Source organism: Pseudacidovorax sp. 1753, from assembly GCF_040544975.1.
In the GTDB taxonomy this organism is placed as follows: domain Bacteria; phylum Pseudomonadota; class Gammaproteobacteria; order Burkholderiales; family Burkholderiaceae_C; genus Xenophilus.
The window spans coordinates 51,075-76,579 of record NZ_JBEPKY010000010.1; the positions used below are offsets into that span (position 1 = coordinate 51,075).

General features: G+C 61.7%; 24 protein-coding genes and 4 pseudogenes. 21 read left to right on the forward strand and 7 right to left on the reverse strand.

Annotation, left to right across the window (positions count from 1 at the left end; translation table 11 throughout):
* Positions 1 to 92: 92 nt before the first annotated feature.
* Positions 93 to 410, reverse strand: a complete 318-nt coding sequence (locus ABIC63_RS13980) for a transposase (protein ID WP_354320170.1) — start codon at positions 408 to 410, stop codon at positions 93 to 95.
* Positions 411 to 651: 241 nt separating this feature from the next.
* Between ABIC63_RS13980 and ABIC63_RS13985 the strand changes: the two genes are divergently transcribed.
* The 16 genes from ABIC63_RS13985 to ABIC63_RS14060 all read left to right on the forward strand — a co-directional run bounded on the left by ABIC63_RS13985 (position 652) and on the right by ABIC63_RS14060 (position 16,160).
* On the forward strand, positions 652 to 1,425 hold the full coding sequence (locus ABIC63_RS13985) for an enoyl-CoA hydratase-related protein (protein WP_354320171.1): 774 nt from the start codon (positions 652 to 654) through the stop codon (positions 1,423 to 1,425).
* A 26-nt stretch (positions 1,426 to 1,451) separates the two neighbouring features.
* Positions 1,452 to 3,527, forward strand: coding sequence for a 3-hydroxyacyl-CoA dehydrogenase NAD-binding domain-containing protein (locus ABIC63_RS13990; RefSeq protein WP_354320172.1), 2,076 nt, complete (start codon positions 1,452 to 1,454; stop codon positions 3,525 to 3,527).
* 24 nt (positions 3,528 to 3,551) lie between these two features.
* Positions 3,552 to 4,727 (forward strand): acetyl-CoA C-acyltransferase, encoded by a 1,176-nt coding sequence (locus tag ABIC63_RS13995; protein ID WP_354320173.1) that lies wholly within the window; start codon positions 3,552 to 3,554, stop codon positions 4,725 to 4,727.
* A gap of 13 nt (positions 4,728 to 4,740) precedes the next feature.
* Positions 4,741 to 5,523 carry an SDR family oxidoreductase gene (locus tag ABIC63_RS14000; protein WP_354320174.1) on the forward strand — a complete coding sequence of 261 codons (783 nt, stop codon included), beginning with the start codon at positions 4,741 to 4,743 and terminating at the stop codon, positions 5,521 to 5,523.
* A gap of 31 nt (positions 5,524 to 5,554) precedes the next feature.
* Positions 5,555 to 6,343: a crotonase/enoyl-CoA hydratase family protein gene (locus ABIC63_RS14005; RefSeq protein ID WP_354320175.1), complete on the forward strand. Its 789-nt coding sequence runs from the start codon at positions 5,555 to 5,557 to the stop codon at positions 6,341 to 6,343.
* A 36-nt stretch (positions 6,344 to 6,379) separates the two neighbouring features.
* Positions 6,380 to 6,838 (forward strand): MaoC family dehydratase, encoded by a 459-nt coding sequence (locus ABIC63_RS14010; RefSeq protein ID WP_354320176.1) that lies wholly within the window; start codon positions 6,380 to 6,382, stop codon positions 6,836 to 6,838.
* 85 nt (positions 6,839 to 6,923) lie between these two features.
* Entirely contained in the window at positions 6,924 to 7,913 is a 990-nt protein-coding gene (locus tag ABIC63_RS14015; RefSeq protein WP_354320177.1) for a Bug family tripartite tricarboxylate transporter substrate binding protein, read from the forward strand.
* A 17-nt stretch (positions 7,914 to 7,930) separates the two neighbouring features.
* A complete protein-coding gene (locus tag ABIC63_RS14020; protein WP_354320178.1) occupies positions 7,931 to 9,829 on the forward strand; it encodes an acyl-CoA synthetase in 1,899 nt (632 codons plus the stop codon).
* A gap of 71 nt (positions 9,830 to 9,900) precedes the next feature.
* Complete coding sequence (locus tag ABIC63_RS14025) at positions 9,901 to 11,712, forward strand: acyl-CoA dehydrogenase C-terminal domain-containing protein (RefSeq protein ID WP_354320179.1); 1,812 nt, start codon at positions 9,901 to 9,903, stop codon at positions 11,710 to 11,712.
* Positions 11,713 to 11,765: 53 nt separating this feature from the next.
* The gene (locus ABIC63_RS14030) at positions 11,766 to 12,740 is read left to right on the forward strand and encodes an NAD(P)H-dependent flavin oxidoreductase (RefSeq protein WP_354320180.1); all 975 of its coding nucleotides are present in this window, start codon (positions 11,766 to 11,768) and stop codon (positions 12,738 to 12,740) included.
* 78 nt (positions 12,741 to 12,818) lie between these two features.
* Positions 12,819 to 13,553 (forward strand): SDR family NAD(P)-dependent oxidoreductase, encoded by a 735-nt coding sequence (locus ABIC63_RS14035; RefSeq protein WP_354320181.1) that lies wholly within the window; start codon positions 12,819 to 12,821, stop codon positions 13,551 to 13,553.
* Between the two features lie 42 nt (positions 13,554 to 13,595).
* The gene (locus tag ABIC63_RS14040; protein ID WP_354320182.1) at positions 13,596 to 14,039 is read left to right on the forward strand and encodes a hotdog fold domain-containing protein; all 444 of its coding nucleotides are present in this window, start codon (positions 13,596 to 13,598) and stop codon (positions 14,037 to 14,039) included.
* A gap of 16 nt (positions 14,040 to 14,055) precedes the next feature.
* Entirely contained in the window at positions 14,056 to 14,451 is a 396-nt protein-coding gene (locus ABIC63_RS14045) for a MarR family winged helix-turn-helix transcriptional regulator (protein WP_354320183.1), read from the forward strand.
* A gap of 99 nt (positions 14,452 to 14,550) precedes the next feature.
* Positions 14,551 to 15,624, forward strand: coding sequence for an alpha/beta fold hydrolase (locus ABIC63_RS14050; protein ID WP_354320184.1), 1,074 nt, complete (start codon positions 14,551 to 14,553; stop codon positions 15,622 to 15,624).
* Positions 15,621 to 15,833 carry a putative quinol monooxygenase gene (locus ABIC63_RS14055; protein WP_354320185.1) on the forward strand — a complete coding sequence of 71 codons (213 nt, stop codon included), beginning with the start codon at positions 15,621 to 15,623 and terminating at the stop codon, positions 15,831 to 15,833. The genes ABIC63_RS14050 and ABIC63_RS14055 overlap by 4 nt, the downstream gene beginning before the upstream one ends.
* Positions 15,834 to 15,878: 45 nt before the next feature.
* The gene (locus tag ABIC63_RS14060) at positions 15,879 to 16,160 is read left to right on the forward strand and encodes a putative quinol monooxygenase (protein WP_354320186.1); all 282 of its coding nucleotides are present in this window, start codon (positions 15,879 to 15,881) and stop codon (positions 16,158 to 16,160) included.
* Positions 16,161 to 16,410: 250 nt separating this feature from the next.
* Here the strand turns inward: ABIC63_RS14060 and ABIC63_RS14065 are convergent.
* Positions 16,411 to 16,845 (reverse strand): annotated as a pseudogene (locus tag ABIC63_RS14065) (transposase); the annotation flags it as partial.
* Here ABIC63_RS14065 and ABIC63_RS14070 point away from each other — a divergent pair.
* Positions 16,836 to 17,063 (forward strand): annotated as a pseudogene (locus ABIC63_RS14070) (transposase); the annotation flags it as partial. The pseudogenes ABIC63_RS14065 and ABIC63_RS14070 sit on opposite strands and share 10 nt — an antisense overlap.
* Before the next feature lie 304 nt (positions 17,064 to 17,367).
* Here the strand turns inward: ABIC63_RS14070 and ABIC63_RS14075 are convergent.
* Entirely contained in the window at positions 17,368 to 18,000 is a 633-nt protein-coding gene (locus ABIC63_RS14075; RefSeq protein ID WP_354320187.1) for a response regulator, read from the reverse strand.
* The gene (locus ABIC63_RS14080; protein ID WP_354320188.1) at positions 17,997 to 19,121 is read right to left on the reverse strand and encodes a sensor histidine kinase; all 1,125 of its coding nucleotides are present in this window, start codon (positions 19,119 to 19,121) and stop codon (positions 17,997 to 17,999) included. The genes ABIC63_RS14075 and ABIC63_RS14080 overlap by 4 nt, the downstream gene beginning before the upstream one ends.
* A 235-nt stretch (positions 19,122 to 19,356) precedes the next feature.
* Between ABIC63_RS14080 and ABIC63_RS14085 the strand changes: the two genes are divergently transcribed.
* A complete protein-coding gene (locus tag ABIC63_RS14085) occupies positions 19,357 to 19,929 on the forward strand; it encodes a TetR/AcrR family transcriptional regulator (protein ID WP_354320189.1) in 573 nt (190 codons plus the stop codon).
* A 107-nt stretch (positions 19,930 to 20,036) separates the two neighbouring features.
* Here the strand turns inward: ABIC63_RS14085 and ABIC63_RS14090 are convergent, their stop codons facing one another.
* The 3 genes from ABIC63_RS14090 to ABIC63_RS14100 form a co-directional block, all read right to left on the reverse strand.
* Entirely contained in the window at positions 20,037 to 21,518 is a 1,482-nt protein-coding gene (locus ABIC63_RS14090) for an IS5 family transposase (RefSeq protein ID WP_354320190.1), read from the reverse strand.
* Between the two features lie 174 nt (positions 21,519 to 21,692).
* On the reverse strand, positions 21,693 to 22,505 hold the full coding sequence (locus tag ABIC63_RS14095; protein ID WP_354320191.1) for an IS5 family transposase: 813 nt from the start codon (positions 22,503 to 22,505) through the stop codon (positions 21,693 to 21,695).
* Between the two features lie 55 nt (positions 22,506 to 22,560).
* Positions 22,561 to 23,157, reverse strand: a complete 597-nt coding sequence (locus tag ABIC63_RS14100) for a 2-hydroxychromene-2-carboxylate isomerase (protein ID WP_354320192.1) — start codon at positions 23,155 to 23,157, stop codon at positions 22,561 to 22,563.
* 154 nt (positions 23,158 to 23,311) lie between these two features.
* Here ABIC63_RS14100 and ABIC63_RS14105 point away from each other — a divergent pair, with 154 nt between their 5' ends.
* The 3 genes and pseudogenes from ABIC63_RS14105 to ABIC63_RS14115 form a co-directional block, all read left to right on the forward strand.
* The gene (locus ABIC63_RS14105; RefSeq protein WP_354320193.1) at positions 23,312 to 24,052 is read left to right on the forward strand and encodes an SDR family oxidoreductase; all 741 of its coding nucleotides are present in this window, start codon (positions 23,312 to 23,314) and stop codon (positions 24,050 to 24,052) included.
* Between the two features lie 8 nt (positions 24,053 to 24,060).
* Positions 24,061 to 24,763, forward strand: a pseudogene (locus ABIC63_RS14110) (NAD(P)H-dependent flavin oxidoreductase); the annotation flags it as partial.
* Positions 24,764 to 24,808: 45 nt separating this feature from the next.
* Positions 24,809 to 25,475, forward strand: a pseudogene (locus tag ABIC63_RS14115) (helix-turn-helix domain-containing protein); the annotation flags it as partial.
* Between the last annotated feature and the right edge of the window lie 30 nt (positions 25,476 to 25,505).

Sequence of the window (25,505 nt, forward strand, 5' to 3'; positions counted from 1 at the left end):
CTGCGGACCATGCTCACAACCGGGCTCGCACCACAGCGTCCGACAACGCCGCGGGCTCGCACCAATGATATGTCGGTCATCGGCGCTGCCGTTCACCTTGTAGCGCAGCAGCACCGTCGTTTCTTCGCGAACGCCGGGCGCTGTAATGGGCCTGGAATGCTCACAAGGCGCAGGCGCGGAGTTTTTTTCAGCAGGCCCATCTCCATGGTGAGCTGCCCGATCTTGCGCCCGAGCGCCGTGATCTTGGCTCCGTACTCGGCCACCATGAGGGGAGCGGGTGCCTGCCCTTCCAAGCGTCCGTCGTCGAAGCGTGTTAACCATGTCTGGATCAGCGCCGCCGAGAGCTTGTGCTTGCGTTGCGCATCCGGCCGGCGAAGGCCGCCCAGGCGGATTTCCCGGCAAACCTGCAACTTGAACTCCAGCGAATGCTGGCGGCCTGTCGAGCTTGCGGTCGTGAACCTTCTCCTGGTGAAGGTCCAGCCAGCGTATCAGTCTCTGCAACTATCGGTGGTCCAGCCGAAGGGGGGCACTCCAAGTTCGTCCAGAAAATTCTGACGACTCGCAAAGAAGTTTCTGAGTGCGTCCAAACGACATCCGGAGAAAACTGCTCCCAACACGCAAGGCGCATGTGCCGGTGTCAAAGGAGACAGGATGAGTGAAGACGTAACGGTTCGCCAGGACGGCAACGTTCTCGTCATTGCGCTGAGCCGGACCGAAAAAAGGAATGCGCTGACCGCGTCGATGTACGCGAAGCTGGCTGAGTCATTCCAGGATGCAGAGGCTTGCAATTCCGTCCATTCGATTCTGCTGCGCGGAAACGGCGGAGTATTCACCAGCGGCAATGACATCGGCCTGTTCCTGGATCAGGACGCCGAAGAACCGCACGAACCCGCCGCTGCGTCCTTCATTCGCGCCGTCATTTCCCTGAGCAAGCCATTGGTGGCGTGCGTGCGCGGACATGCGGTAGGGATCGGCGCGACGGTACTGCTGCATTGCGACTATGTCGTTGCCTCCGATGACGCCCGGTTGCGATTTCCATTCGTGGATCTCGGACTGTGTCCGGAGTTCGCGTCGACTCTTGTCCTGGAAAGAATCGTCGGGCGTAACAAAGCCACGGAATGGATGCTGTTGGGCGCGTCGATACCCGCGGGCGAGGCTCGATTCGCAGGCTTGGTGAATCAGGTCATGCCGGCCGAGTTGGCCGAGGAAGAGGCCCTGTCCGTCGCTCAGCGGCTCGCGTCCAAGCCGCAGATGGCGCTTCGGGCCACACGAGCTTTGCTCCGCCAGGGCTGGAACGACTCGCTGGCCGCGCGTATTGACCGGGAGTCGGCGGTCTTCGACGCGTTGCGCCGCACGCCGGAAGCGCAGCAGATCTTCCGTCGCTTTCTCGACCGCACGCCGCAGGCAATCCTCACTCACGTCTGATCCATCTGAAATCAAACGCCCATACCATGAGTACTACTTATGAAGTTCGCGGAAGCGTTGCGCTGATCGCCATCGCGAATCCTCCCGTCAATAGCCTGAGCAGTAGTGTCTGCCTGGGCATCGTCAACGACATCGATCGCGCCGCAGGCGATGTGAATGTTCGCGCCATCGTGTTGACAGGTCACGGAAGATCCTTCTCAGGCGGTGCCGACATGCGGGAGTTCGACTCACCGCACTCCGTCAAGGAGCCGGGTCTGCATGCGGTTCTTCTCGCCATCGAAGCCAGTTCCAAACCGGTTATTGCCGCCATTCACTCCGTCGCCATGGGCGGCGGCCTGGAATTGGCGCTGGCATGCCACTACCGCGTTGCGTCGTCCGGCGCCCGGATAGCGCTCTCCGAAGTGACGATGGGCTTGCTTCCGGGTGCGGGTGGCACGCAGCGACTGCCTCGCCTCATCGGTCTGGAGATCGCCGCCAACATGATCGTCCACGGAACCTCGATGCCCTCTCAGGCGCTGGCGGACTCAGGGCTCTTCGACCGGATGACCGACGGGGACGCCGTCAAGGCCGCGTTGGAGCTGGCCGAAGAAGTCGTCGGGCGCCCAGGCCCTCATCCGCTGGTGCGCGACATGAAAGTCAAGCACGGCAATCCAGAGGGTTATCTGGCCATTGCACGAGCGGCTGCAGCGGCGCGGTACAAGAACCTTCCCGCGCCGCAGTGCTGTCTCGATGCGATCGAGGCCGGCTTCAAGCTGCCTTTCGACGACGGCCTTGCCCTAGAACGCAGGCTTTTCTCGGAGCTGATGAACGGTGCCGTATCCCGATCATTGCGACATGCTTTCTTCTCCGAACGCGCGGCGGCGAAGTTGAGCGATGTTGCAGATGCAGCCGCAAGGACAGTACATCGGGTCGGGGTCATCGGCGGCGGACTGATGGGTACCGGAATCGCCATGAACTTCCTGAACGCTGATCTTCCCGTGATCCTCGTAGATCTGGGAGAAGAGGCGCTCCAAAGGAGCGTGTCGAACATTCGCGGCATTTATGGCGCAGGTGTCTCGAAGGGCAAACTGAGCAAGGAGCAACTGGAGCGGCGACTCGCCCTGCTCGATACGACGGTCGACCTGACAGCCGTACGCGACTGCGATCTGGTGATCGAGGCCGTGTACGAGGAGTTGGATCTGAAGCTGAGCATCTTTCGCGCGCTGGACCAAATCGCGAAGCCTGGCGCAGTCCTGGCAACGAACACTTCTACCTTGGACGTGAACAGGATTGCGGCGGGGACGAGTCGACCGCAAGACGTGCTGGGCCTGCACTTCTTCAGTCCAGCTCACATCATGACGTTGCTCGAGGTCGTCCGTGGCGACAAGACTTCCGGCGAGGTGATGCAAACGGCCATGAGCCTGGCCAAGCGGATCGGCAAGATTGCCGTCGTCTCGGGGGTGTGCGATGGGTTCATCGGAAACCGCATGATCAACGCCTATTTCCATCGTGCCGGAGAGCTATTAGAACAAGGCGCCCTGCCGGAGCAGGTCGACCGGGCCATCGAGAAGTTTGGCATGGCCATGGGACCGTTTCGCATGTCGGACCTCGCGGGCAACGACATCGGCTGGGCCATTCGCAAGCGCCACTACGCCGAGGACGCGGCCTGCCCGAAGTTCGAGCTCGGCGACCGCCTTTGCGAGGCGGGCCACTTCGGGCAGAAGACCGGATCGGGCTGGTACGACTATGAAGCCGGCAAGCGGACCGCCCAGGCTTCGCAGCGGACACGGCAGATGCTTCAGGCGTACTGGCAGGAACGCGGCATCCGGCCGCGCCGCTTCGACGGCGACGAGATCGTCGACCGCTTGATCTATGCATTGGTCAACGAAGGAGCCCGGATCCTGGAAGAGGGAATCGCGGCCCGCGCCTCGGATATCGATGCCGTCTACCTGCATGGTTATGGCTTCCCCAGGTGGCGCGGCGGCCCCATGTTCTACGCGGACACCGTGGGGGTCTTCAACGTGCATCGACGCGTGCTGGAATTTTCCAGGGCGGATGCGAGTTGGAAGCCCGCTCCGATGCTCGAAAGGCTGGCTGCGCAACGCGCGAGCTTCAATGCCTGAGAACCGAACGTCAAAGGACAAAAGATGGATGAGGCTGTGATCGTTTCGACCGCGCGTACCGGACTGGCGAAGAGCTGGAAAGGCGGATTCAACATGACTTTCGGTGCGACCCTGGGGGCCCATGCCGTGCGGCATGCGGTAGGCCGCTCAGGGCTCGATCCTGCGGAGATCGAGGATTGCATCATGGGCGGGACGTTTGGGGAGGGCACCACGGGCGGGAACATTGCACGCGGTATTGCGCTGCGCGCAGGGCTGCCCGTGACGACGGGGGGCGTGACGGTCAACCGCTTCTGCTCGTCCGGACTGCAGACCATCGCCATGGCGGCGCAACGCGTGATCCTGGAGGGGGCGCCTGCCATCGTGGCAGGGGGGGTGGAATCCATCTCCTGTGTTCAGAACCAGGCCAACACGCACATGGCCCAAGACCCATGGCTGGCCGAGCACAAGCCGGCGTACTACTGGAGCATGCTGCAAACCGCCGAGCAGGTGGCCCAGCGTTACGGCATCAGCAAGCAGGCCCAGGACGAATATGGCGTGCGCAGCCAACTGAGGGCAGCCGCAGCGCGGGACGCCGGAAAGTTCGACGACGAGATCGTCCCCATGACCACGGTCATGGGGGGCGTCGATGCATCCGGTCGGGTGACGACGCGCGAGGTCACGGTCGCATCCGACGAGGGCATTCGCGGCGACACCACTTTGGAAGGGATTGCGCCCCTTCGGCCCGCCCTGCCTGGAGGCATGGTGACCGCAGGCAATGCAAGCCAGTTCTCGGATGGATCGTCGGCTTGCGTGGTGATGAATGCCAGGCTGGCGGAACGTCGTGGCATCGAACCGATGGGTCTCTTTCGCGGCTTCGCCATCGCGGGTTGTGAACCTGACGAGATGGGGGTTGGACCAGTGTTCGCCGTCCCTCGTTTGCTGGAGCGGGCCGGCGTGAAGATCGAAGACGTGGGACTGTGGGAACTCAATGAAGCCTTCGCTTGCCAGGTCCTGTATTGCCGGGACCGGTTGGGAATTCCGGACGAGCGTCTCAACGTCAACGGCGGAGCGATCGCGGTCGGGCATCCCTATGGCACCACGGGGTCGCGGCTTACGGGCCATGCCTTGATCGAAGGCAAGCGCCGTGGCGTGAAGTTCGTGGTCGTGACCATGTGCATCGGTGGTGGCCAGGGTGCTGCCGGATTGTTTGAAGTTCTGTGAACAGGAATTGGAAATGACAGTGGTATCTCAGCTTTTCAGCCTCAAGGGACGCACCGCGCTGGTGACAGGCGGCTCCAGCGGCCTGGGTCTACAGATCGCCGAGGCACTCGGCACGCAGGGCGCCCGCGTTGTGATTTCGTCGCGCAAGGCGGAGTCCCTCGAGCAGGCGGCTTCGCATCTGAAGGGGCTCGACATCGACGCGGCATGGATCGCGGCCGACAGCGCAAAGGAAGAGGATGTCGAGCGTCTCGCCACGCAGGCCGTGGAGCGGCTGGGCCGCATCGACATCCTGGTCAACAACGCGGGAGCAACCTGGGGTGCCAGCACCGCCGATCACCCGCTCACGGCGTGGGACAAGGTGATGAACTTGAACGTCCGGTCGATCTTCCTGCTGACGCAGAAGGTGGGACGACTCTCGATGATTCCGAATCGCTTCGGGCGGATCATCAATCTCGCATCGGTCGCAGGCCTCAGGGGCAATGGGCCGAACGCGCAGGCCACGCTGGCCTACAACACCAGCAAGGGCGCCGTCGTGAATCTCACACGCGCACTCGCCGGTGAATGGGGACCGCACGGCATCACGGTCAATGCCCTGGCACCCGGCTTCTTCCCTTCGAAGATGACCAAGGGAACGATCGCAGCGGTCGGTGTCGAGAAACTCGCCGAGAACGTTCCACTGCAACGCATCGGTGACGAGGACGACCTCAAAGGCGCCGCGGTGCTCTTCGCCAGCGACGCCGGCAAACACATCACGGGCCAGATCCTGGCTGTCGACGGCGGACTGACCGCCTGCTGATTTCCCATCACCAAAGAGACAAGGACGCAACATGAGCAACGAGACAAACACCCCCGAAGTGCGCATGACGGTGGACGGGCATATCGCCGTCATCTCACTGGACAACGTCGCCAAGAAAAATGCCATCACGCCCGAACTGATGCACCAGCTTTCCCAGCGCCTGACCGAGTTCGACAACGACGACAACCTGTGGGTTGCCGTGTTGGACCCCGCGGGGGAACACACCACCGCGGGCCTGGACATGCCCAAGTTCTTTGGACCGACGGCGACCGCCAAGCCGATCCCCGCTGACCAGATCGACCCCTTCGCGTTGGAGACGCGCTGCCGCAAGCCGGTGATCTCCGTGGTCCATGGCATTACCTACACCATCGGCATCGAGCAGATGCTGGCGTCCGACATCGTGATCGCGGCCGACACGGCGCGCTTCTGCCAGTTGGAATCCAAGCGCGGTATTGCGCCGCTGGGCGGAGCGCACTTCCGCTATCTCACGCGAACGGGTTGGGGCAATGCCATGTACCACCTCTTCCTTTGCGACGAGTTCAATGCGCAAGAGGCCTACCGGTGCGGCTTCGTCCAGGAAGTCCATCCCTACGGAAAGCATCGGGAGAGGGCCATGGAGATCGCGCGCCTGATCTGCAAGGTTGCTCCGATCGGGCTGAAAGCCACCAAGGCCGCAGCGCTGACCTACATCGCGCATGGCGAGAAAGCCGCCATTGCGGTGATTCCCGATATCCAGAAGACCGTCTTTGCATCCGAGGATTTCAAGGAGGGCATCCAGTCCTTCGTCGAGCGTCGCGAGGCGAACTTCCAAGGACGTTGAGGATTCACCGCCGCAAGCGAAAGGAGACGCAGCATCATGAAGACGTTCTCATCCATCCAGGAACTGCAGGCCTTCAAGGGCATGGAGGCGGGGCCCAGCGAATGGCATCGAGTGACGCAGGAAGAGGTAAATCTCTTCGCTGACGCGACGGGTGACCATCAATGGATTCATGTCGACCCCGAACGCGCGAGGCGCGAGTCGCCTTTCGGTGGACCGGTGGCTCACGGCTTCTTCACCTTGTCGCTGCTGCCGATGATCACGGAACGTATCACGCTGGTTCATGGCCTCAAGAGCCGTGTGAACTATGGCCTGGACAAGGTCCGGTTCACGGCGCCGGTGCCTGTCGGCGCCAAGTTGCGTATCCGCGCCACGCTGCAGACCGTCGACGACGAGGGGGACGGTGTCGTCAAGGTTGCCTGGCTGGTCACGTTCGAGATCGAGGGAGGTGACAAGCCTGTGTGCGTGGCCCTTTCCCTCGCCAAGCTCTATTTCTGAATGTTCCCGATGGACCGGGCATGACCCGGCAGGCCCGGTGCGATGACTTTCCGAGCCTTCTTCTCGAAAAAACTGGAGACAAGCAATGAACACATCTTCATGCCTGAGGCGTTTGGCCGCGTCGCTCTGCGTAGTTGCAGCCGCCGGACATCTGGCGTACGCGCAGATGCCTTCCGCCTCCCAGGCGTCGCTGATCGTTCCTTATCCCGCGGGGAGTGCGTTCGACATCGCCGCTCGACAGATCCAGACGGAACTGGGGAAGAACCTCGGCAAGACCGTCATCGTCGAGAACATTGGCGGAGCCAGTGGCTCCATTGGCGCGCAGCGCCTGCTCAGTGCCGATCCGAACCATCTGACGATGATGATCGGATCGCCCAATGAGCTTGCGTTGCCGCCGCTCATGCTGTCCGGCGTGCGCTACCAGCCCCAGGATTTCCGGATGGTCGCCCACGTGACGACCGGAGTGTTGGCGATCCTGGTGCGGCCGGACTATCCCGCGACGGATCTGTCCGAACTCATCGCGCGTGCTCAGGCACCCGGTGCCAAGCCCATATCCATCGCCAATGTGGGACTCGGATCCATCTTTCACGTTGCCGCAGCAGACTTCAGTCAACGCGCAGTCCTGCCGGTGACCCACGTTCCCTACAAGGGTGGCGCGCCCATCATGCAAGACCTCATGGGCAAGCAGGTCGACATGACGGTGCTGCCGCTGATCCCGAGCAGCATTCAGGCCGCGAAGGAGGGAAGGATCCGGGTGCTTGCGGTGCTGGGCCCCAATCGGCATGCGGCCATGCCCGATGTGCCGTCCGTCGACGAGGTCCCATCGCTCAAGGGCATGCACTACGCCATGTGGACTGGCATTTTCACTGCCTCCAAGCTTCCCATCGCGATGGCGGAGAAGATCAACAAGGCAGCCAACCCCGTCGTCGCCAGCGCCTCATTTCGCAAGTGGTCCGAAGAGCAAGGCAACTTGGCAGGCGAGGTGATCGACCTGAACCAGGCTGCGGAGTTCTACGGCCGGGAATCCGAAAAATTCAGGAAGCTCGCGACCGAGATCAGGCTCGAGCGGCAATGAGCGGACCGGAGACAAGCATGACGCCGAACACCCATCCTGCCTACTGGCCGCAGGAAACACTCCTCTCGTTGGAGGATGTCCAGCGCTTCGAGCGTGTCCCGCTGTCGCAGCGCAGCCTGCCGGCATCGACGTACGAAATGCTGATGGATGGCTGTGCCATCGACCCTTCCAAGGTCGCCATCGACTTTTTTGCCGATGGCTCCCGGATTCAGGAGACCGCGCGCAAGGTGACGTTCGCGGAACTGCGCAGTCGGGTCAACCAGACCGCCAATCTGCTGACCAGCCTTGGTGTGTCCAAGGACGATGTCGTGTCCGTCCTGATGCCGGCGGTCCCGGAGTCCCAGTTCTTGCTCTGGGGCGCCCAGGCCGCGGGAATCGTGAATCCCGCGAACTGGATGCTGGAGCCGGAGATTCTGGTCCACATGTTCCGCTCCGCGAGAACCAAGGTGCTTGCCGTGTATGGGGGCGAGGAACTGGGGCCGATCTGGCCCAAGGTCGAGGCCGTGGCGCGCGAACTCGGCACACTCTCGGCGATCATCCGCGTAGGCGGCACGTCGCCGTGCCCGGCGGAGGTGGCGGGAGTGCGCGTGATCGACTATGAGTCCAGCGTCAGCAGCTTCCCAGCAGATGCTCTGAGCGCTGGCCGCGTGTTCTCGCCGGACGACACTGCCTCGTTGTTCCACACTGGCGGTACGACGGGTGCACCCAAACTGGCCCGTCATCTCCATCGCAACCAGGTCTACTGGGTTTGGGCATTTGCCCACGTGGTGGGAGCTGCTGGCGCAGGGGTCGTAACCCTCGGGGTTCCGGTCTTCCATGTCGCCGGCGCGATCGTGTGTTGCTACAGCACTCTGGCCAGGGGTGGGCGCGTGCTGATGCTGACGTCAGCCGGGTTCCGGAACCCGTCCGTCTTGCCCAATATCTGGCGCATCGTGCAGGCGTATCGGGTCAACCTTCCCGTGTTCGTGCCCACACTGGTGAACCAGCTCCTGTCGGTGCCCATCGGCGACAGCGACATTTCCTCGATCCAGTACGTTGGCTCTTCGACCGCGCCGCTGTCCGCGACGGTCGCGGAGGCCTTCCGCGAGATGACGGGCTCGGGCGTGCGCGAGAGCTGGGGCATGACGGAAACCGTGGCTGTGACCTGCGTCACGCCGCCGACTGAAAGCTTCAAGCCTGGCAGTTCGGGCATACGGCTGCCGTACACCCAGGTCCGGATCGTTCAGGCCGACGAGGCCGGCAGGGTGGTCCGGGACTGCGCGCCTGGAGAGTCGGGCCTGGTTGTCGTGCGTGGACCGTCCGTGTTCCCCGGCTATCTCGACCAGGACCATGGTCCGCGATGGATCGACGGGGACTGGCTCGACACCGGTGATCTGGGGCACCTGGACCACGATCAGTCGCTCTGGATCACGGGACGCTCCAAGGATCTCATCATTCGCGGCGGGCACAACATCGATCCCAAGATGGTGGAGGAGTCGCTGTTCGGAATGGCCGGCATTCAGGATGCTGCCGTGATCGGCGCTCCCGATGCGCATGCCGGGGAAGTGCCGGTGGCGTACGTGGTTCTTAAACCGGGTTCGAAAGTTACGGCGGAGGACGTCATCGCCCATGCCGCCAGTAGCCTGTCGGAACGCGCTGCGGTTCCCAAATTCTGCTACCTGGTGCCGGAGATGCCCAAGACGCTGGTCGGCAAGATCCAGAAGAACGTCCTTCGTGTAGACGCCATTGAACGCATGTTCCGGTTGGCGCTGGAGACGAGCGGTGTCGGCGAAGGCCTGGTCATCAAGGTGGTGGACCTGGGCAGCAAGGGGTTTCACGTCGACGTTGGGCTGAAGGGCTTGAACTCCACCGACAGGCGGGTGCGCGATGCGTTGAGGCCCTTCACCGTGTCGTACGAGATCAAGGATCTGCCGTGAGAGACGAACTGGCTCGCGGGGAGCCTGATCAGTGCCTCTTTCGAGAGTCTTCAAAACCGTAGAAATCTTTTATGGCGACCCAATACAAAGCACCCGTCGAGGACTACGTCTTCTTGCTCCATGACGCGCTCGGCGAGGAGACCGCTGCCATGTCAGGGCGTCTCGACCGAGACGACACCCAACAGATCCTGGAGCAGTCCGCGCGCTTCTTCGAAGAGCGATGGGCACCCCTGGACGCCGCAGGAGATGCGCAAGGCTGTCGATTTACCCAGGGCGAGGTGACGACGCCAGAAGGCTACCAGGCGGCCTACGACGCCATGCGCCAGGGGGGGTGGAACAGCGTCTCGGCGCCTGCCGAATACGGAGGGGGCGGGCTTCCCGGCCTGCTGGGACAGGCCGTCCGGGAATTCGCGGCCTCATCGTGCGGCGCCCTCAGTCTCTATTCCGATCTCACCGCTGCGGCCCACGACACCATCATCAGGGCTGGCGAAGACTGGATGCGGCGCTGGATCGTGCCGCGCATGGTGGCGGGAGACTGGACGGGAACGATGTGCCTGACAGAACCGCACTGCGGTACGGATCTGCGACTCATGAAGTCGCGTGCAATCCCGCAGCAAGACGGTTCCTGGCGCGTCACGGGCACCAAGATCTTTATCACCGGTGGAGATCACGATCTGGCGCAGAACATTATTCATCTGGTACTCGCGAAAGTGCCCGACGAGAACGGACGCGTGTCGGACGACCTGTCCTCGGTGAGCCTCTTTCTGGTGTCGAGGCGAGTCCTCGATCCCCAAAGTGGCGTGACTGGACCGCTCAACGGGGTCACGGCCGCGGGTATCGAGCACAAGATGGGCCTGAAGGGCAGTGCGACCTGCACGATGGTGTTCGAGGACAGCGTGGCCTACAGGCTCGGCGAATCCCGGAACCTGACGGGCGGCCAACGGAAGTCGTCTGCCGGCATGAGCGGCATGCTCGACATGATGAACTTTGCCCGGCTCGGCACTGGCTTGCAGGCCCTCTCTACTGCGAACCGCGCTTACGGCAAGGCGGCCAACTACGCCCGTGAGCGGCTGGCGGGGCGTGCGGCAAAGAAGCAAGACCGTACGGGTGGCGCGTCCGATCCCATCATCGTGCATCCCGATGTCCGCCGGCTGTTGCTCAGGCAAGTCTCCTTTCTCGAGGGGGGACGTGCGCTCGGCCTCTATGTCCGCATGCTTCTGGACGACCAGAGGACGGTCAGTGGCATCCCGAGATCTTGGGTTGGGAACCTGCTGACGCCTGTGGTCAAGGCCTTCTTCAGCGATCGCGCGTTCGAAGGCGCGAACGATGCGATGCAGGTGATGGGGGGGCACGGCTACATCCGCGAGAACGGAGTGGAGCAACTGGTCCGCGACTGCCGGATCTTTCAGCTCTACGAGGGAGCCAATGGCGTTCAGGCGCTCGATCTGGTCATGCGCAAGCTGCAGGGCGAGCAAGGCAGCGCATTGACCGTCTTGTTGGAGCTCGTCCAGGCAGAAACGGAGCGGGCGAGCTCATTCGAAACGCTGCGTGCGCACGCGCAGAACATCAGGCATGCATGGTTGCAGGTGGAGGCGGCAGCGGCATGGCTCAGGAAGCCTGAACGCGACCCATACGACATCGGTGGCGCTTCCTACGACTTTCTCACCATGGTGGGAGTGCTTTCAGTGGCCTTTATGTGGATTCGACAGTCCCGTGTCGCGCTGGAACATCTGCGCGATAGGGGCGATCGACCGTTCCTTCGAAGAAAGCTGGTGTTAGCCAACTACTGGATGAACCACGAACTGTCAGTGGTTCAGATGCTTTCCCAGCGGATCGAAAGTGGTTCGACGTATCTGATGGAACTTCCGTCGGCCCAGTTCTGAGCATCTGCCACAACACCCTACCGATCTTCTTGGCAATGAGGCCTGCACGAGTCATGAAAACCCGCATCACCGAACTCTTTGGAATTGCACATCCCATCATTCAAGGCGGCATGCACTACGTTGGCTATGCCGAGTTGGCCGCAGCCGTGTCGAACGCCGGTGGACTCGGCATACTGACCGCATTGACGCAGCCCACTCCCGATGATCTTGCCAATGAGATCCGGCGCTGCAGGGAGATGACCGACAAGCCTTTCGGCGTCAACATCACCTTTCTTCCTGCCCGCAATCCGCCCGACTACCCGGGCTATGTCCGCACGGTGATCGAGGGTGGGGTGAAGATCGTCGAGACGGCCGGCAACAACCCGCAGAAGTGGCTGGCCATGCTTCATGAAGCTGGCATCAGGGTCATCCACAAATGCACCTCCGTGCGGCATGCGCTCAAGGCGGAGAGGATCGGCTGCGACGCGGTGAGTGTCGATGGCTTCGAATGCGGCGGCCACCCCGGAGAAGACGACGTCCCGAACTTCATTCTGCTGCCTCGGGCCGCCGACGAACTGCGGATTCCGTTCGTTGCCTCGGGCGGCATGGCTGATGGCCGCTCCCTTGTCGCCGCGCTGGCCATGGGGGCGGCGGGCATCAACATGGGAACCCGGTTCGTCGCGACCCAGGAAGCGCCGGTTCACTCCAACGTGAAGCAGGCGATCGTCGACGCCAGCGAGCTCGACACGCGGCTGGTCATGCGGCCGCTGAGAAACACCGAGCGTGTTCTAGGCAATGCCGGCGTCGACCGGCTGCTTGCCAAGGAAAGGGAACTGGGGCCGGACATTCGCTTTGAGGACATCGTGGACGAAGTGGCGGGTGTCTACCCTCGGGTCATGCGAGACGGAGAACTGGATGCTGGCGCCTGGTCCTGCGGCATGGTGGCCGGACTCATCGACGACGTGCCAACGGTCCAGGAACTCATCCAGAGAATCATGGTGGAGGCCGAGGACATCGTTCGCGTCCGTCTGCAGGGAATGCTTGCTTGAGCCGATAGCGCCCATGGCTCGCACGCCCCGACGTCCCGGATGACTTTCCGACGATTGCAACCGAGAAAGAGGCCTTCAATGGGTGATTTCATAAGTCTTGATGGCGAAGCCTTGCAGTTCGAGGGCAAGTGCGCACTGGTCACCAGCACCGCCAACGAAACAGGATTCCAGATCGCCGACATGCTGGTGAAAGCGGATGCAACGGTTTACCTAGTGAATCGCGATCAGCGTGAGTGCAGCATGCAGGTCGAAGCGCTTCGCAGGTCGGGAAAGGCCAAGGGGTACGCGGTGAATCTTCAGGATCCCTTGACGCTCTCCCATTTCTTGCACCTGCTCAATGAAGAGATCTCGAAGCTGCACATTCTCGTGAGCGTTGAAAGGCTCGCTCGGATTGCACAGTCTTCCTCATCTGATTTCGCCCTGCGCGCAAGAGAACAACTCCAGGGTGAGCTGGATCTGATCCAGGAACTTATCCCGAGTCTGCACGCTGGCTCCACGGCGGTCGATCCGGCGCGCGTGATCCTGATTGGAGATTTCGCCGGGCTGCGGCTGTCGCAAGTGCCCCTGAGGCATGGGGCATTGCCGAGGACTGAGAGTTCGACCGCGACAGAGATCGCGCAGCAATTCGTCGAGCACCGGATCAACTTGAATTTCGTCGATCTGGCACCGCCCTACATTGCAGCGGGCGCGTCGCATGCATCCCCGCTACTGGCGTGTGTACGGCAGCTCACGTCGATTCGCACCGCGCACACCCGAGGAGAAGTCCAAAGTGTCGCGCCGGCTGGATACGGGGACGCGAATGGGCTTGCATGAAGTCTGCGTGCTTCGATGCGGCAGAACCAAAGGATCAATCGAATGAGTGTCAATGAGCCCATCACGACTTACCAGCATCGTCTGGCATTCAGCGTCGAGGGCAGCGAATACGGCGCCACCGGACGAATGCAGATCGAGGACGAAATGAAGAACCCTTTCGGGACGGTGCACGTCGGCGCGTTCATCTGGTTCGCCGATGTGGTTGCGACGCATGCCGCCCTGGGAGGAGGCCATTGGAGAGCAGGGACAGGGGCCCCGCTGGCGGTCACGCTGGATGCGAATTTGCTCTCCAACCGCGGAGGAGGGGTCCTTCATGCATCGGACCAGGCCCGTTCGGCGCGGCGGGCGCTTGACCGCGATGCGGACGGAGGTGCGCGACGAATCGGGTGCACTGCCTCTCGATCTCACGTCGTTCCACATGTCCGCGCGATCGGCTTGACGAAGACGGGGCAAGGCCGTGGCATCGCTGGGTTCTCCCGTCGTTGATTGCACCCACTTGAGGGTGCGAAAGCTCAGCCGCGCGATCGGCAGGCTGTATGACGCGGAAATGGCGGGCATCGGTCTTCGCATGACGCAGTTCTCTCTATTAGCGTGCGTTGAACAGTTAGGTCCCGTGTCGCCGTCCGTGCTCGCCGAGGCCATGACGATGGATGCGTCCACGCTGACGCGCAACCTGCGTCCGCTGCTCGCTCGGCGATGGGCTGCTCAAGAAAGCGGGCAAGACGCTCGCCAGCGGATCGTGACCCTTACGGAGCTGGGGGCGGCGACGCTCCTGAGTGCCCGGGGTCGATGGCGGAGAGCGCAGAAGCATGTGCGGGCAGTTCTCGGCGATGCCGATTTGACGACCCTGAATTCGTTGATCGATCGCATCCAGGACAAGCTCGCGGGGGGGGCTTGAATGCTTGACCTGCCATTCCTGGCGCGCCGTGGTGGGTGTTCTCCCGGTGACCACTCGATGCATCGCGCGCGATTCTTTTGCATGAAGGAGCATCGGATCTTGAAGAAATACCAGCATCGATTCGCGTACGCCAACCGAATTCGAATCCATTACGTTGAAGAAGGCGAGGGTCCCCTGGTTCTTCTCTGCCATGGGTGGCCGGAGTCCTGGTACTCGTGGCGGCATCAAATCAATGCGTTGGCCGCACAGGGCTATCGCGTCGTTGCGCCAGATCAGCGCGGCTATGGATTGACCGACGCTGCACCCAGAGTCGAGGACTACGGCGTCCTGCAGTTGGTGGGAGACCTGGTCGGCCTCGTCCAAGAGCTGGGTGAGAGCAATGCCATTCTCGTAGGCCACGACTGGGGTGCGATGGTTGCCGCACCAGCCGCTCTCCTGCGGCCGGACATGTTCACCAAGGTCGGCCTGCTGAGTGTTCCCTACATGCCCCGAAGACCTGTCCGGCCTGCGGCTCGATTCCACATGAGCAGCCAGGAGAAGCACTTCTACCAGGAGTATTTCCAGCAAGTCGGGAAGGTCGAGTCCGAACTCGAGATCGATGTCCGCCGTTCATTGCTTGGAGTTCTATACACAGGATCGGGCGAATGCCGAAAGCATCCAGAACATCGGAAAAGCTCATTCCTTTCGTTTGACAAGCGCAAACACTTCGTGGACTCATTGATCGTGCCCGATGCGCTGCCGGAATGGTTGACCGCTGAAGATCTCGATTTCTATGCGTCCGAATTCAAGCATTCCGGATTCCGTGGGTCGATCAATTGGTACCGGAACGTCGATCGAAATTGGGAAAATACGCCGTTCCTCGACGGTGCGAAGATCAGGCAACCCGCTATTTTCATCGCCGGTGAGTTCGATGGGGTATTGAAGATGGCAGCGAAGGAGTACGAAGACTTAGAAACCAATGTTCCGGGGCTGTGCGGAAAGCATCTCATCAAGGATGCGGGGCATTGGGTCCAGCAGGAGAAACCCGGGGAGGTCAATGGCCTGCTGCTTGATTTCTTCAGGAATGGCGCCGAACAGGAGAACCGGAATGTCCAGGCATGTCATTTTGGCCAAAGTCGATGTGGTTCAGGAATGCCGAGAAAAGGTTTTTACGGCGCTTCTGGAGCATCATGATCGGTCTGAGAGAGGAGGCCGGGACTCTTGTATTTGACCTCCTTCTTGCGTCGGATACACCGCACCGTATTCTTCTCTACGAGGTCTACGAAGACCGAGCGGCTTTCTACATTCACTTGGATGGCTCTAGCATGGTGATCTTTCGTCAGCAAACAATGGATCAGATAAAGGACATGGCTGGAGGGGGCCGTCAGTTTGGCATTGGATGAAGCCGATCCAGTGACTTTGGATACGACTTTCAAATCGAGGAAAAAATGATCGCTATTCTCGCGCGCGTGAAAATTAAGACGGATTCCACATCTCACTTCCTTGAGGTGGCATCGAAGCTGGTTGCGGCGTCTCGAACCGAGCCGGGTTCATTGGGCTATGAACTTCTACGGGAGAGCGAAAACCGCTATTCATTCCTAGAGCGCTACGTTTGTGAAGCTGCCATGGAAGCGCATAAGAAGACAGAGCATTTCAGGATATTTGGGCGCCAGTTGGGTGACTACATGGATGGCAAGCCCGAAATCATCCGTCTCGAGAGTGTCACTTGAACCCGAAGGCTCGCGTTCTCGTTATCAATCCTGGAGTAGCAACGACATGAAAGGACGGATTCAAACCTGAAGTGCAACACCTGCTCTCCGCTAGGGACGCTCTTCACCAATCGTGCGCTGCGCGTCAGAACAATTTGACCGCCCCGTCTTGTTGGCTGCCAGCGGCAGGTGCGGGAGCCAAGTCGGCAAGGGCCTGCGGCGTAGGGTGGAAGTGGGTTCCCAAAGCTTCCGTCTAGCAGTTCTGTGTCCGTCACGCCGTTGCAGGACGCACCTGGGCCATCAATGTCTGTCTGACCATCCACAGGTTGCTCAACGCAAACAGTACCTTCAACTGCACGGTGTTCTTAGCCAAGCCGCGGTAGCGAACCTTCACATGTCCGAATTGGCGCTTGATCACCCGAAACGGGTGCTCGACTTTGGCTCGTACGCTTGCCTTCAGCTGCTCGATCCTGTCGGTCAGTGCATCCACCGCGCCGGTTGCGGGTTCAAGCGCGCGGCGCAGCCCCGGACGCATCGCCACATGCCAGCGCACGTGCGCCCTCGCATCAGCACGCTTGTTCACGCCCTGGTAGCCCGCATCGCCGAACGCGAACTCCTCCTGCCCGTGCAGCAGGCTGTTGCCCTCGACCACGTCGTTGACGTTGCCAGCGGTGCCTCGCACCGTATGTACCAGCCCCGAGTCGGCACCCGTTGCGTCCGATGCGGGCGATGGTCAACGAAGCGTTGGTGAAGATGGATGGCCTGTTCGCCGGCATGTACGAGGCCGACATCAAGGGCGGGCGACCCAGCATTGCGCCAGAGAAGTTGCTGCGCGCAATGCTCGTGCAGATCTTCTTCAGCGTGCGCTCGGATCGCCAGCTCATGGAGCAGACCCAGTACAACCTGCTGTACCGCTGGTTCATCTGTTCGTGCTGACCATGACGGCGTACAACCTGACGCGCATGCGTTCGCTGGGGCAAATCCGCCCGCAGCGGTGTGAGGCGCGAAAAGAAGCGCCAGGTGCTTCAGCAGTCAGCCCAAACGACTCGAAATATCGCCCCGCAGCTCGCCATGTGAAAAGCAGCACTTGCAGAGGAGGGGGCTCATTCGCCGCGGGGAGTATTTCAGCAGCCTGCTAGGGACGTTCTTCACCAGCGGTGCCCTGCACCGTGTGCACCGGCCCCGAGTCGGCAGCCGAAGGGATTCACTCCGACTCGCGCGAAGCACGTCAGTCGATCAAGTGATGTTGCAAGGCATAGCGCGTCAACTCGGCATTGCTACCGATGCCCAATTTGCTCAGAATTCGAGTGCGATAAGTTCCAATGGTCTTCACGCTCAGGAACATCTGCCGGCCGATCTCCGTCAGTCTGATGCCCTGTACCAGGAGCAGCATGATCTCGTACTCTCGAGGCGAAAGCTGTTTGTGTGCCACCGATGTGTCGCTCCGGATCGGGCCGATCAGAAGCTGCTCCATGACCGCCGGCGTCATGTACTTCTCCCCCCGAGCCACCTTGCGAATGGACTCGATCAACTCACGGGCGTCCATGTCTTTGGTGACGTATCCCGAGGCGCCCGCCTGGAACGCCCGGAGGGCGTATTGCTCTGCCGGATACATGCTGAGAACCACGATGGGAAGTGCCGGCCGTGCAGCTCGAAAGGATGGAAGCATTTCCAACCCGCTGCGCCCCGGCATGTTGACGTCCAGCAGCGCCACGTCGAACTCACTCTCCCGCATGTAGCGCAGTGCCTGGAGGCCATCGCTTGCCTCTGCTCCAACGGCAAACTGCCCATGCTCGGACAGCAGCCTCTTGAGACCCTCGCGGAATATCGTGTGATCGTCGATCAGAAGGAGGCGAATCATTGCTTGTCTCTTCGGCTTTTCGGCGCGTCGATCGCCCGAGTGAGGGGAATGGTGATGCGAACTCGAGCACCAGATTTCGGGCTCGTCGTGAACTCCGCGCGACCGCCCAGTTCCCTCGCCCTTTCCTGCATGCCCAGAAGACCCAAGTGACCGGCATGCGACATGTCGTCGTTTGCGAATCCAGTGCCGTTGTCCTGGATCTGGACTGACAGAAAGTCATCGACGAAGGAGAGATCGACTTCGACTTCCGTGGCCCTGGAATGTCGGGCGACATTGGTCAAGGCTTCCTGGAAAACTCTGTAGATGCTGAGTTCCGTTGCCTCGGACAGAGCGCAGCTCTCACCTTGCGTGTGCATCCTGGCCTTGATCCCGTACCGGCGCTCAAAGCGGCTCAGGCTCTGGCTGAGCGTTTCGCACAGACCGAGATGATCCAGTGCCCCGGGGCGAAGGCCTTCGGAGACTGCTCGCACGGCCTCGACCGTCTCCTGGGTCAACTGAATCAGTTCGTTGACGGTGTCTTTCAACGGCGTTGGCGCAGGCGATCTTGTTCGCCCAACCACCTCCTCCGTCGAGCCCGATGTCAGTCCTTCCACGGCCCAGGAGACACGGGAAAGATCGAACTTGATTGCCGTCAGCATGCCCCCGACGACATCGTGCAGTTCGCGCGCGACGCGGTTGCGCTCCTTCTCCCGCACCATGTTCGCGTTCGACACCAGCTCCTGCAGCCTCGCGCTCGCGGCCATGAGATCCTTCCGCTGCCTCTCCTGCTCCGTGATGTCTATGCTCACGCCCACGATCGCCGGCCTGCCCATCAGGATCACTCGGGTGCCGTAGATCTCGAAGCTTCCAGGACGATGCCGCAGGGTGCGCCGTATCACGAAGCGCTCTCCCTGCGCGCCGCCCTGAATGAGACGCGCGTACTGCGCCATGAGGTCGGTGACCTGCTCAGGATTGGCCACATCACGCAGCCGCGCTCCCATGAGCTGATCTCGGTGAAGACCGCACATGAAAGCAAACGTCTCATTGACGTACTGGAACCGCCCGCGCTGAAGGATGTAGATGCCGGCAATGGACTGCTCCACGATTCCTTTGAAGGGGACTTCGTAGTCGATCAGATCCACAGCACACTCCCAGAGAAATTTCACTGCGTCCAGGCACCTTTGAGGCTGCAACACCCCTGACTCATGAAGCGATGCGCCTGCCCTGGACAGCCTCGATCTCGACTGCTTCCCTGCTCGCACAGACCTCGGCAACGCAGACTCAATCAGCGTCGCAATCGCCCATGAGCATGATGCTTGTCATCCTGGATGATGATGGCCATAATTTAGAAAGTCAATAGCCCTTTCCCTGGTTCACATGGGTCACTCGCAGACAGAAAAAGCACAGAACCGTGAACGTATCGTGGATCGTGCAGCAAAGCAGATTCGGAAGAATGGCTTGCAGTCAGTGAGCGTGGGAAAGCTCATGTCGGCAGTCGGACTCACCCACGGAGGGTTCTACGGGCATTTTTCTTCCCGCTCCGAATTGCTGGCGGTCGCCCTTGAAAGGGCCATGAGTGAAGGGGCCGAGAGTTTCCACGCCGAGCATCCGCAATCGCATGCGGCGTTCGAGACGATTCTGCGTCGCTATCTGAGCCGTCGGCATAGAGACCATCCTGCCGATGGTTGCGCGGTCGCTGCACTCGCCGGCGATGTGGCGCGCTCCGACGAAACCATTCGACAGGCGATGTCGAGTCACATCCAGGCGTTCGCGGACGAGATTCTGGACAGTCTGAATGGCGACGACCGCGGGACAGCCCTTTTCATCATCGGTGCTTTGGTCGGAGCATTGACGCTTTCGCGTGTACTTGACACAAACGATTCGGATGCGTTGTTAGCTGCTGCGAAGCGCGAGTTATTCACGCTTGATGCAGGCCGGGACTCTCATTAGATATCTTCGCAGTGGATGACGTTGAATCAACTTCTCCGCGTCCGGGGATCAAGATTTGTTGGCGCCGACCGGAAACTGAGCCACTTTTGTAGTCGGCCCTGCAAAATTCATCCGCCCACCCACGCCATTTGCGGCTTGCCGGTCGTTCTGGCTGCCACGGCGTTCGCGAGCGCCGCGAGGAGCATTTCAAGCAGCGCAAACACAGGCGCGGCAAGGCCCGCGAGGCCCAGGCGCACGATGGCCCGCAGTAGCCAGCGCACGTTGTAGCCCGCCGCGCACAGCACCGCGTGCAGCGCATCGCCAGCGGGCCCCTTCAGCCAGCACCGATCCATCCCGTTGTCGTGCTTAAGGTGCCCGATGACCGGCTCCACCGCCTGACGCCGCCTGAGCCAGCGCCGCTGCTGATGCGTCAGGCTCTTGAACTTGCCGCGGTGAATGATCTGCACGCCCGGGTTTTGCGCATCGACGCCCCGAAAGCCAAGGTCCACGACCACCTGCCGGGGCTTGGCGCCTGTGTCCTCGGTCAGGATCGACACCTGCTCCAGTTGTTCGTTCAACGTGTGGCCGTCGTAGGGGTTGCCCGTGAAGCTGCGCGCACCCACCATCAGGCCTTGCTGGTGCGTGATTGCCACGCTGACCTTCACGCCGAACTCGTAGGGCTGGCGGGCTTTTCCTTTCCCGATGCACTCCACCTCGGGCGCGTGCAGGGCATAAAGCTTGTCCTTGTCCTTCGGGCGTTGGCGGCGGATACGCTCGGCGCGCTGCACCAGCGTTTGCAGATCCGACAGGGCGGCTGCAGCCATTTCGCTGCTGACCTGCCCGGTCTTGCGCTGCACCTCGCGCAGCACGATGCCCAGGACCGTGCGCTGGCGCTTGAGCACCTTGCGCAGGCGTTTGAATTGCTTGGCGTGGGCGTAGCCGCCAGCTTTGCGCCGCAGCGTCCTGGCTTCTTTGACGAAGGTCTGCTTCAGGGTGATGCCCGCACGCCTGGCGGCAGCCACCACCTTGTGGCGCGCGATCTCCAGCAGGCGTGAATCCACCGGGTGGGCAATGGCCTTCTCCTGCACCGTGGTGTCCACGATCACCCGCTCGAACTCGGCCGGCTTGATCGCCTTGGAGGAAACGGCCGTGTCGATGGTGGCCTTGAGCAGTTCCTCCACGCCGGCCTCGCCAATGGCGGCGCGAAAGCGCCCGACCTGCGTGGCATCGCAGGGCAGGCGCGGCTCGTAGTAGGTCATGCCGCTGAAGTGCTGCCACACGACGTTCTCGGCCCAGCGCTCGACCAGTTCCTCGTCGCTGAGCTTGTAGGCGTGCTTCAAGTACAGCAAGCTGGCCATGAGGCGGATGGGAAGGCGCGGGCGCCCTGCGGCGGCGACACCGGCGCCGGCGAGCTGCAGCGAGGGGCCGAAGAGATCGTCTTGTTCGAGCAGTCGGCCGGCGCGTGCGCGACGTTCGAAGTAAGGCGCCAGGGCCGCTTCGATCTGCGCCCAGGGCAGGCGGCTGGCCAGCACCGCCAGCGGATGGCGAAGGTCGATCATCTCGGCCGGGCGTGGGCGAAAGAAGTCGGGCGTGTCGCTGCGCTCGGCCATGCAAATCCCTCAGAAATCAGCTGTCTCTACAACGATTCCTGGGGGATTCGGTGCACCGCAAAGCGCTGGCAATCCAGTGTTCATGCGGAGTGGCGAGGTTTAGCAGGGCCGACTTTGTAGGTTGGAGTGAACCCCTTCGGCTGGACCACAGAGGTGGCACAGAACTAAGCGCGGCTAACAAAACGGTGCGAGATGGCGAATGCAGATGACGCAGCAAGCCAGAGAAAGCAGCGAGACATGAATGTCGATGCGGCGCTCGAAGCGAGTACGCAGCTTGCCGAAGGCAGCCAACCAAGCGTGCGTGCGCTCTACCACCCAGCGATGATGCCCGAGCCGGTCATTGCGCTCGATGCCACGCCGGGCAATACGCGTCGCAATGCCGAGCTTGCGCAAATGAGCGCGGCAACGCGCAAAGTCATAGCCTTTGTCGGCATGCAACTTGTGCGGCCAGCGCCGGGGTCGACCGCGACAGCCGCGCACCGCTGGCAAGGCCTCGACCAGTCCCTCGAACACCATCGAGTCATGCCGATTTGCGCCGTGACGCAGAAGATCAACGAGATGCCCTGGCGGTCCGTGATGATGTGGCGCTTGCTGCCGAGCTTGCCCCTGTCCGTCGGGTTGGGGCCGGTGTATTGGCCCCCCGGGGGGGCTGGCCACGCTGGCCGCATCCATGCTGGCTCGGCTGAAGTCCAGCTTGCCGGCGCCGCGCAACTCATCGAGCAACAACAGATGCAGGCGATCCCACAGGCCTGCGGCTTGCCAGTCACGCAGACGCCGCCAGCAAGTCATGCCGCTGCCGAAGCCCAGTTCCTGGGGCAACTCCTCCCATGGGATGCCGGTGCGTAGCACGAACAGGATGCTGTTGAGGGCCATCTCGTCGCTCACTCGCGGGCGACCGCCCCTGGCCGAGGCGACTACTGCCGGCAACAGCGGCGCGATCTTCTTGAACAGCGCGGCGCCGATCTCTTTGTTCTTGTTTCGACCCATGCAGCGTCAAACGCCGATCAGGTGTTTGACGATGACATGCTTGTGTTAGCCGCTCTTAAGCTCGGGCCAGGGCTTCGCGAACGAAGTCCATACGGTCCTGGCCGAAGAACATCTCGTCGCCCACAAACAGCGTCGGAGCCCCGAAGACGCCGCGTTGAACGGCTTCCTCGGTGGTCGCCTTCAGCGCCGCCTTGGTGTCCGGCTCTTGTGAGATTCGCTGGATCTCGTCTGGGTTGAAGCCGCCATCGGTGAGGATCTCTGCGGTGAGCCGGGCCTGATTCAGGTCCAGAGCATTGATCCATAGCGCCTTGAAGACACATGCGAGCAGTGGCTGCAGCCGCAAGGGCTGGCGAAGTTGAACGCCGGTCACCGCACGCATGAGAAACAGGGTGATGATCGGAAAGTGCGGGTTTGTTCTGAACGGAACACCGTAGCGACGGGCATGGCGTTCGTAATCCATGTGCGTGTAGCGCCCTTTCGCGGGAATCGTTGCGGGAGAAGCGTTGCCGGTAGCCTGGTACACGCCGCCAAGCAACATCGGCCGGTACACGATGTCTGCTCCATGCTCCTCGCAGATCACCGGCAACTGCGTCCAAGCCAGGTATGACGCGGGGCTGCCGACATCAAAGAAAAAGTCAAGAGTTTTGCGCATGCGTCTCTTTCAATGAACGAACGTTTAATAAACGAAACGTAATGCATCAGAGAAGGGCTGTCAACGGTGATAGCCAAGCATCGCTCGTTTGACAAACGATCGTTTAACAAATATCTTCTGGTTGAATAAACGAGCGTTAAATATAGGAGTGCTTATGGACAGATCAGGTGGCCAGCGTGGTGTGGCCCTCGTCATCGGTGCCGGCGACGCCACCGGCAGCGCGATCGCCCGGCGGTTTGCTCGCGAAGGGTATGTGGCGTGCCTCACGCGCCGCGCGGCGGACAAGCTGGGGCCGGCTGTCGAACGCATCCGTGCGGCTGGGGGCCAGGCATTTGGCTACGGTAGCGACGCGCGCAAGGAAGATGATGTCGTTGCGCTCATCGACCGGATCGAGAAGGAGCGCGGACCGATCGAGGTCTTTGTGTTCAACATCGGTGCGAACGTCCCCAGCAGCATCCTTGAAGAGACCGGGCGCAAGTACATGAAGATCTGGGAGATGGCCACGTACAGCGCATTCCTGAATGCACGGGAAGTCGCGCATCGGATGGTGGCGCGAGGCCGCGGCACGATGCTCTTCACCGGCGCCACCGCGGGCATCCGTGGCTCCGCGAAGTTCGCTGCCTTCGCTGGTGCCAAGCACGCCCTGCGCGCACTTGCGCAAAGCATGGCGCGTGAACTTGGTCCCCAGGGCATCCACGTGGCACACCTTGTCATCGACGGCGCAATTGACACCGAGTTCATCCGGACCGGCTTCCCCGACCGTTACGCATTGAAGGGCCAGGACGGCATCCTGAACCCCGAGCACATTGCGGAGAACTACTGGTATCTGCACACGCAGCCGCGTGACGCCTGGACCTTCGAGATGGACCTACGCCCCTACATGGAAACCTGGTGAAAGAAGAAATGAAGACCCGTATCACTGAGCTCTTCGGCATACGCCATCCCATAATCCAAGGCGGGATGCACTACGTCGGCTTCGCGTCCCTTCGCGGCAGCTGTATCCAATGCAGGCGGCCTGGGCCTGATCACCGGCCTGACGCAGAATACGCCAGAGCTGCTCGCAGACGAGATCCGACGCTGCCGTGACATGACCGATCAGTCCTTTGGCGTAAACCTCACGTTTCTGCCCACGCTCAGTTCACCACCCTACCCAGAGCACATCCAGGCCATTGCCGAAGGCGGAGTCCGGATCTTTGAGACGGCTGGGCGCAGCCCGGAGGCCTACATGCCAGCGCTCAAGAAGGCCGACATCAAGGTGATCCACAAGTGCACATCCGCGCGCCACGCACTCGAGGCCGAGGCGATCGGCTGCCACGCCGCCAGCGTCGACGGCTTCGAGTGCGGCGGCCGTCCGGGCGAGGACGACGTGCCCAACTTCATCCTACTGCCGCGCGCAGCCGAGGAGCTGAAGATCCCCTTCGTCGCTTCGGGAGGCATGGCTAACGGCCGCAGCCTGGTGGCCGCGCTTGCGCTGGGCGCGGACGGCATCAACATGGGCACCCGCTTCGTCGCGACCAAGGAGGCGCCGGTGCACCAAAGCGTCAAGGACGCGATCCTCGTTGCGACCGAGCTCGACACGCGGCTAGTGTTGTGTCCCGTTAATTCGTAGGCACATAACCTGCATGGGTTAGCGCATCCTCGGAGATGCCTCATGCCCAACGCCCACATTCGCACCAGCAACATAGAGCTCACCGAGAGCGAGCGTACGGAGCTCGTCTCGATGGCCAGGTCGCGGTCGCTGCCAGCTGCGTTGGCGCTGCGCGCGCGAATCGTCTTGGCCTGCGAAGGACGCGGCAAGGCCAACACGGAGGTCGCAAGACGCTGGGATCGACCGCAACACTGTCAACAAGTGGCGTGCGCGATATGCCCGGGACCGCATCTCTGGTCTGTATGACGAACTGCGTCCGGGACGGCCTCGAACGGTGGACGACGAACGAGTGTCGGAGTTGATCAACAAGACCCTGCACACCAAGCCCACAGATGGCTCGACGCATTGGAGTACCCGAGGGCTTGCCAGCGAAACAGGCATCAGCAAGAGCACTGTGGCACGCTACCTCCAGCTCTTCCAGCTCAAACCGCATCGCGTCGAGAGCTTCAAGCTCTCAACCGATCCGCTGTTCGTGGAGAAGCTGCGCGATGTGGTGGGCCTGTACCCGCAGGCCGTGCGAACGGACCAGGGGCCGGAATTCACCAGCCGGGCCTTCACGGCCTGGGCGCAGGCAAAGGGCGTGCGCCACATCCTCAACCAACCAGGCAAGCCCACGCAGAACGCCTACATCGAGAGCTTCAGCAGCAAGTTCCGCCACGAGTGCTCGAACGGTATGCGTCCGCCCAAGTCACCTTGAAGT

Coding starts and splice junctions, on each gene's coding strand:
- ABIC63_RS13985 (WP_354320171.1), top strand. CDS start 652: ATGAGTGAAGACGTAACGGTTCGCCAGGACGGCAACGTTCTCGTCATT.
- ABIC63_RS13990 (WP_354320172.1), top strand. CDS start 1,452: ATGAGTACTACTTATGAAGTTCGCGGAAGCGTTGCGCTGATCGCCATC.
- ABIC63_RS13995 (WP_354320173.1), top strand. CDS start 3,552: ATGGATGAGGCTGTGATCGTTTCGACCGCGCGTACCGGACTGGCGAAG.
- ABIC63_RS14000 (WP_354320174.1), top strand. CDS start 4,741: ATGACAGTGGTATCTCAGCTTTTCAGCCTCAAGGGACGCACCGCGCTG.
- ABIC63_RS14005 (WP_354320175.1), top strand. CDS start 5,555: ATGAGCAACGAGACAAACACCCCCGAAGTGCGCATGACGGTGGACGGG.
- ABIC63_RS14010 (WP_354320176.1), top strand. CDS start 6,380: ATGAAGACGTTCTCATCCATCCAGGAACTGCAGGCCTTCAAGGGCATG.
- ABIC63_RS14015 (WP_354320177.1), top strand. CDS start 6,924: ATGAACACATCTTCATGCCTGAGGCGTTTGGCCGCGTCGCTCTGCGTA.
- ABIC63_RS14020 (WP_354320178.1), top strand. CDS start 7,931: ATGACGCCGAACACCCATCCTGCCTACTGGCCGCAGGAAACACTCCTC.
- ABIC63_RS14025 (WP_354320179.1), top strand. CDS start 9,901: ATGGCGACCCAATACAAAGCACCCGTCGAGGACTACGTCTTCTTGCTC.
- ABIC63_RS14030 (WP_354320180.1), top strand. CDS start 11,766: ATGAAAACCCGCATCACCGAACTCTTTGGAATTGCACATCCCATCATT.
- ABIC63_RS14035 (WP_354320181.1), top strand. CDS start 12,819: ATGGGTGATTTCATAAGTCTTGATGGCGAAGCCTTGCAGTTCGAGGGC.
- ABIC63_RS14040 (WP_354320182.1), top strand. CDS start 13,596: ATGAGTGTCAATGAGCCCATCACGACTTACCAGCATCGTCTGGCATTC.
- ABIC63_RS14055 (WP_354320185.1), top strand. CDS start 15,621: ATGATCGGTCTGAGAGAGGAGGCCGGGACTCTTGTATTTGACCTCCTT.
- ABIC63_RS14060 (WP_354320186.1), top strand. CDS start 15,879: ATGATCGCTATTCTCGCGCGCGTGAAAATTAAGACGGATTCCACATCT.
- ABIC63_RS14075 (WP_354320187.1), bottom strand. CDS start 18,000: ATGATTCGCCTCCTTCTGATCGACGATCACACGATATTCCGCGAGGGT.
- ABIC63_RS14085 (WP_354320189.1), top strand. CDS start 19,357: ATGGGTCACTCGCAGACAGAAAAAGCACAGAACCGTGAACGTATCGTG.
- ABIC63_RS14090 (WP_354320190.1), bottom strand. CDS start 21,518: ATGGCCGAGCGCAGCGACACGCCCGACTTCTTTCGCCCACGCCCGGCC.
- ABIC63_RS14095 (WP_354320191.1), bottom strand. CDS start 22,505: ATGGGTCGAAACAAGAACAAAGAGATCGGCGCCGCGCTGTTCAAGAAG.
- ABIC63_RS14100 (WP_354320192.1), bottom strand. CDS start 23,157: ATGCGCAAAACTCTTGACTTTTTCTTTGATGTCGGCAGCCCCGCGTCA.
- ABIC63_RS14105 (WP_354320193.1), top strand. CDS start 23,312: ATGGACAGATCAGGTGGCCAGCGTGGTGTGGCCCTCGTCATCGGTGCC.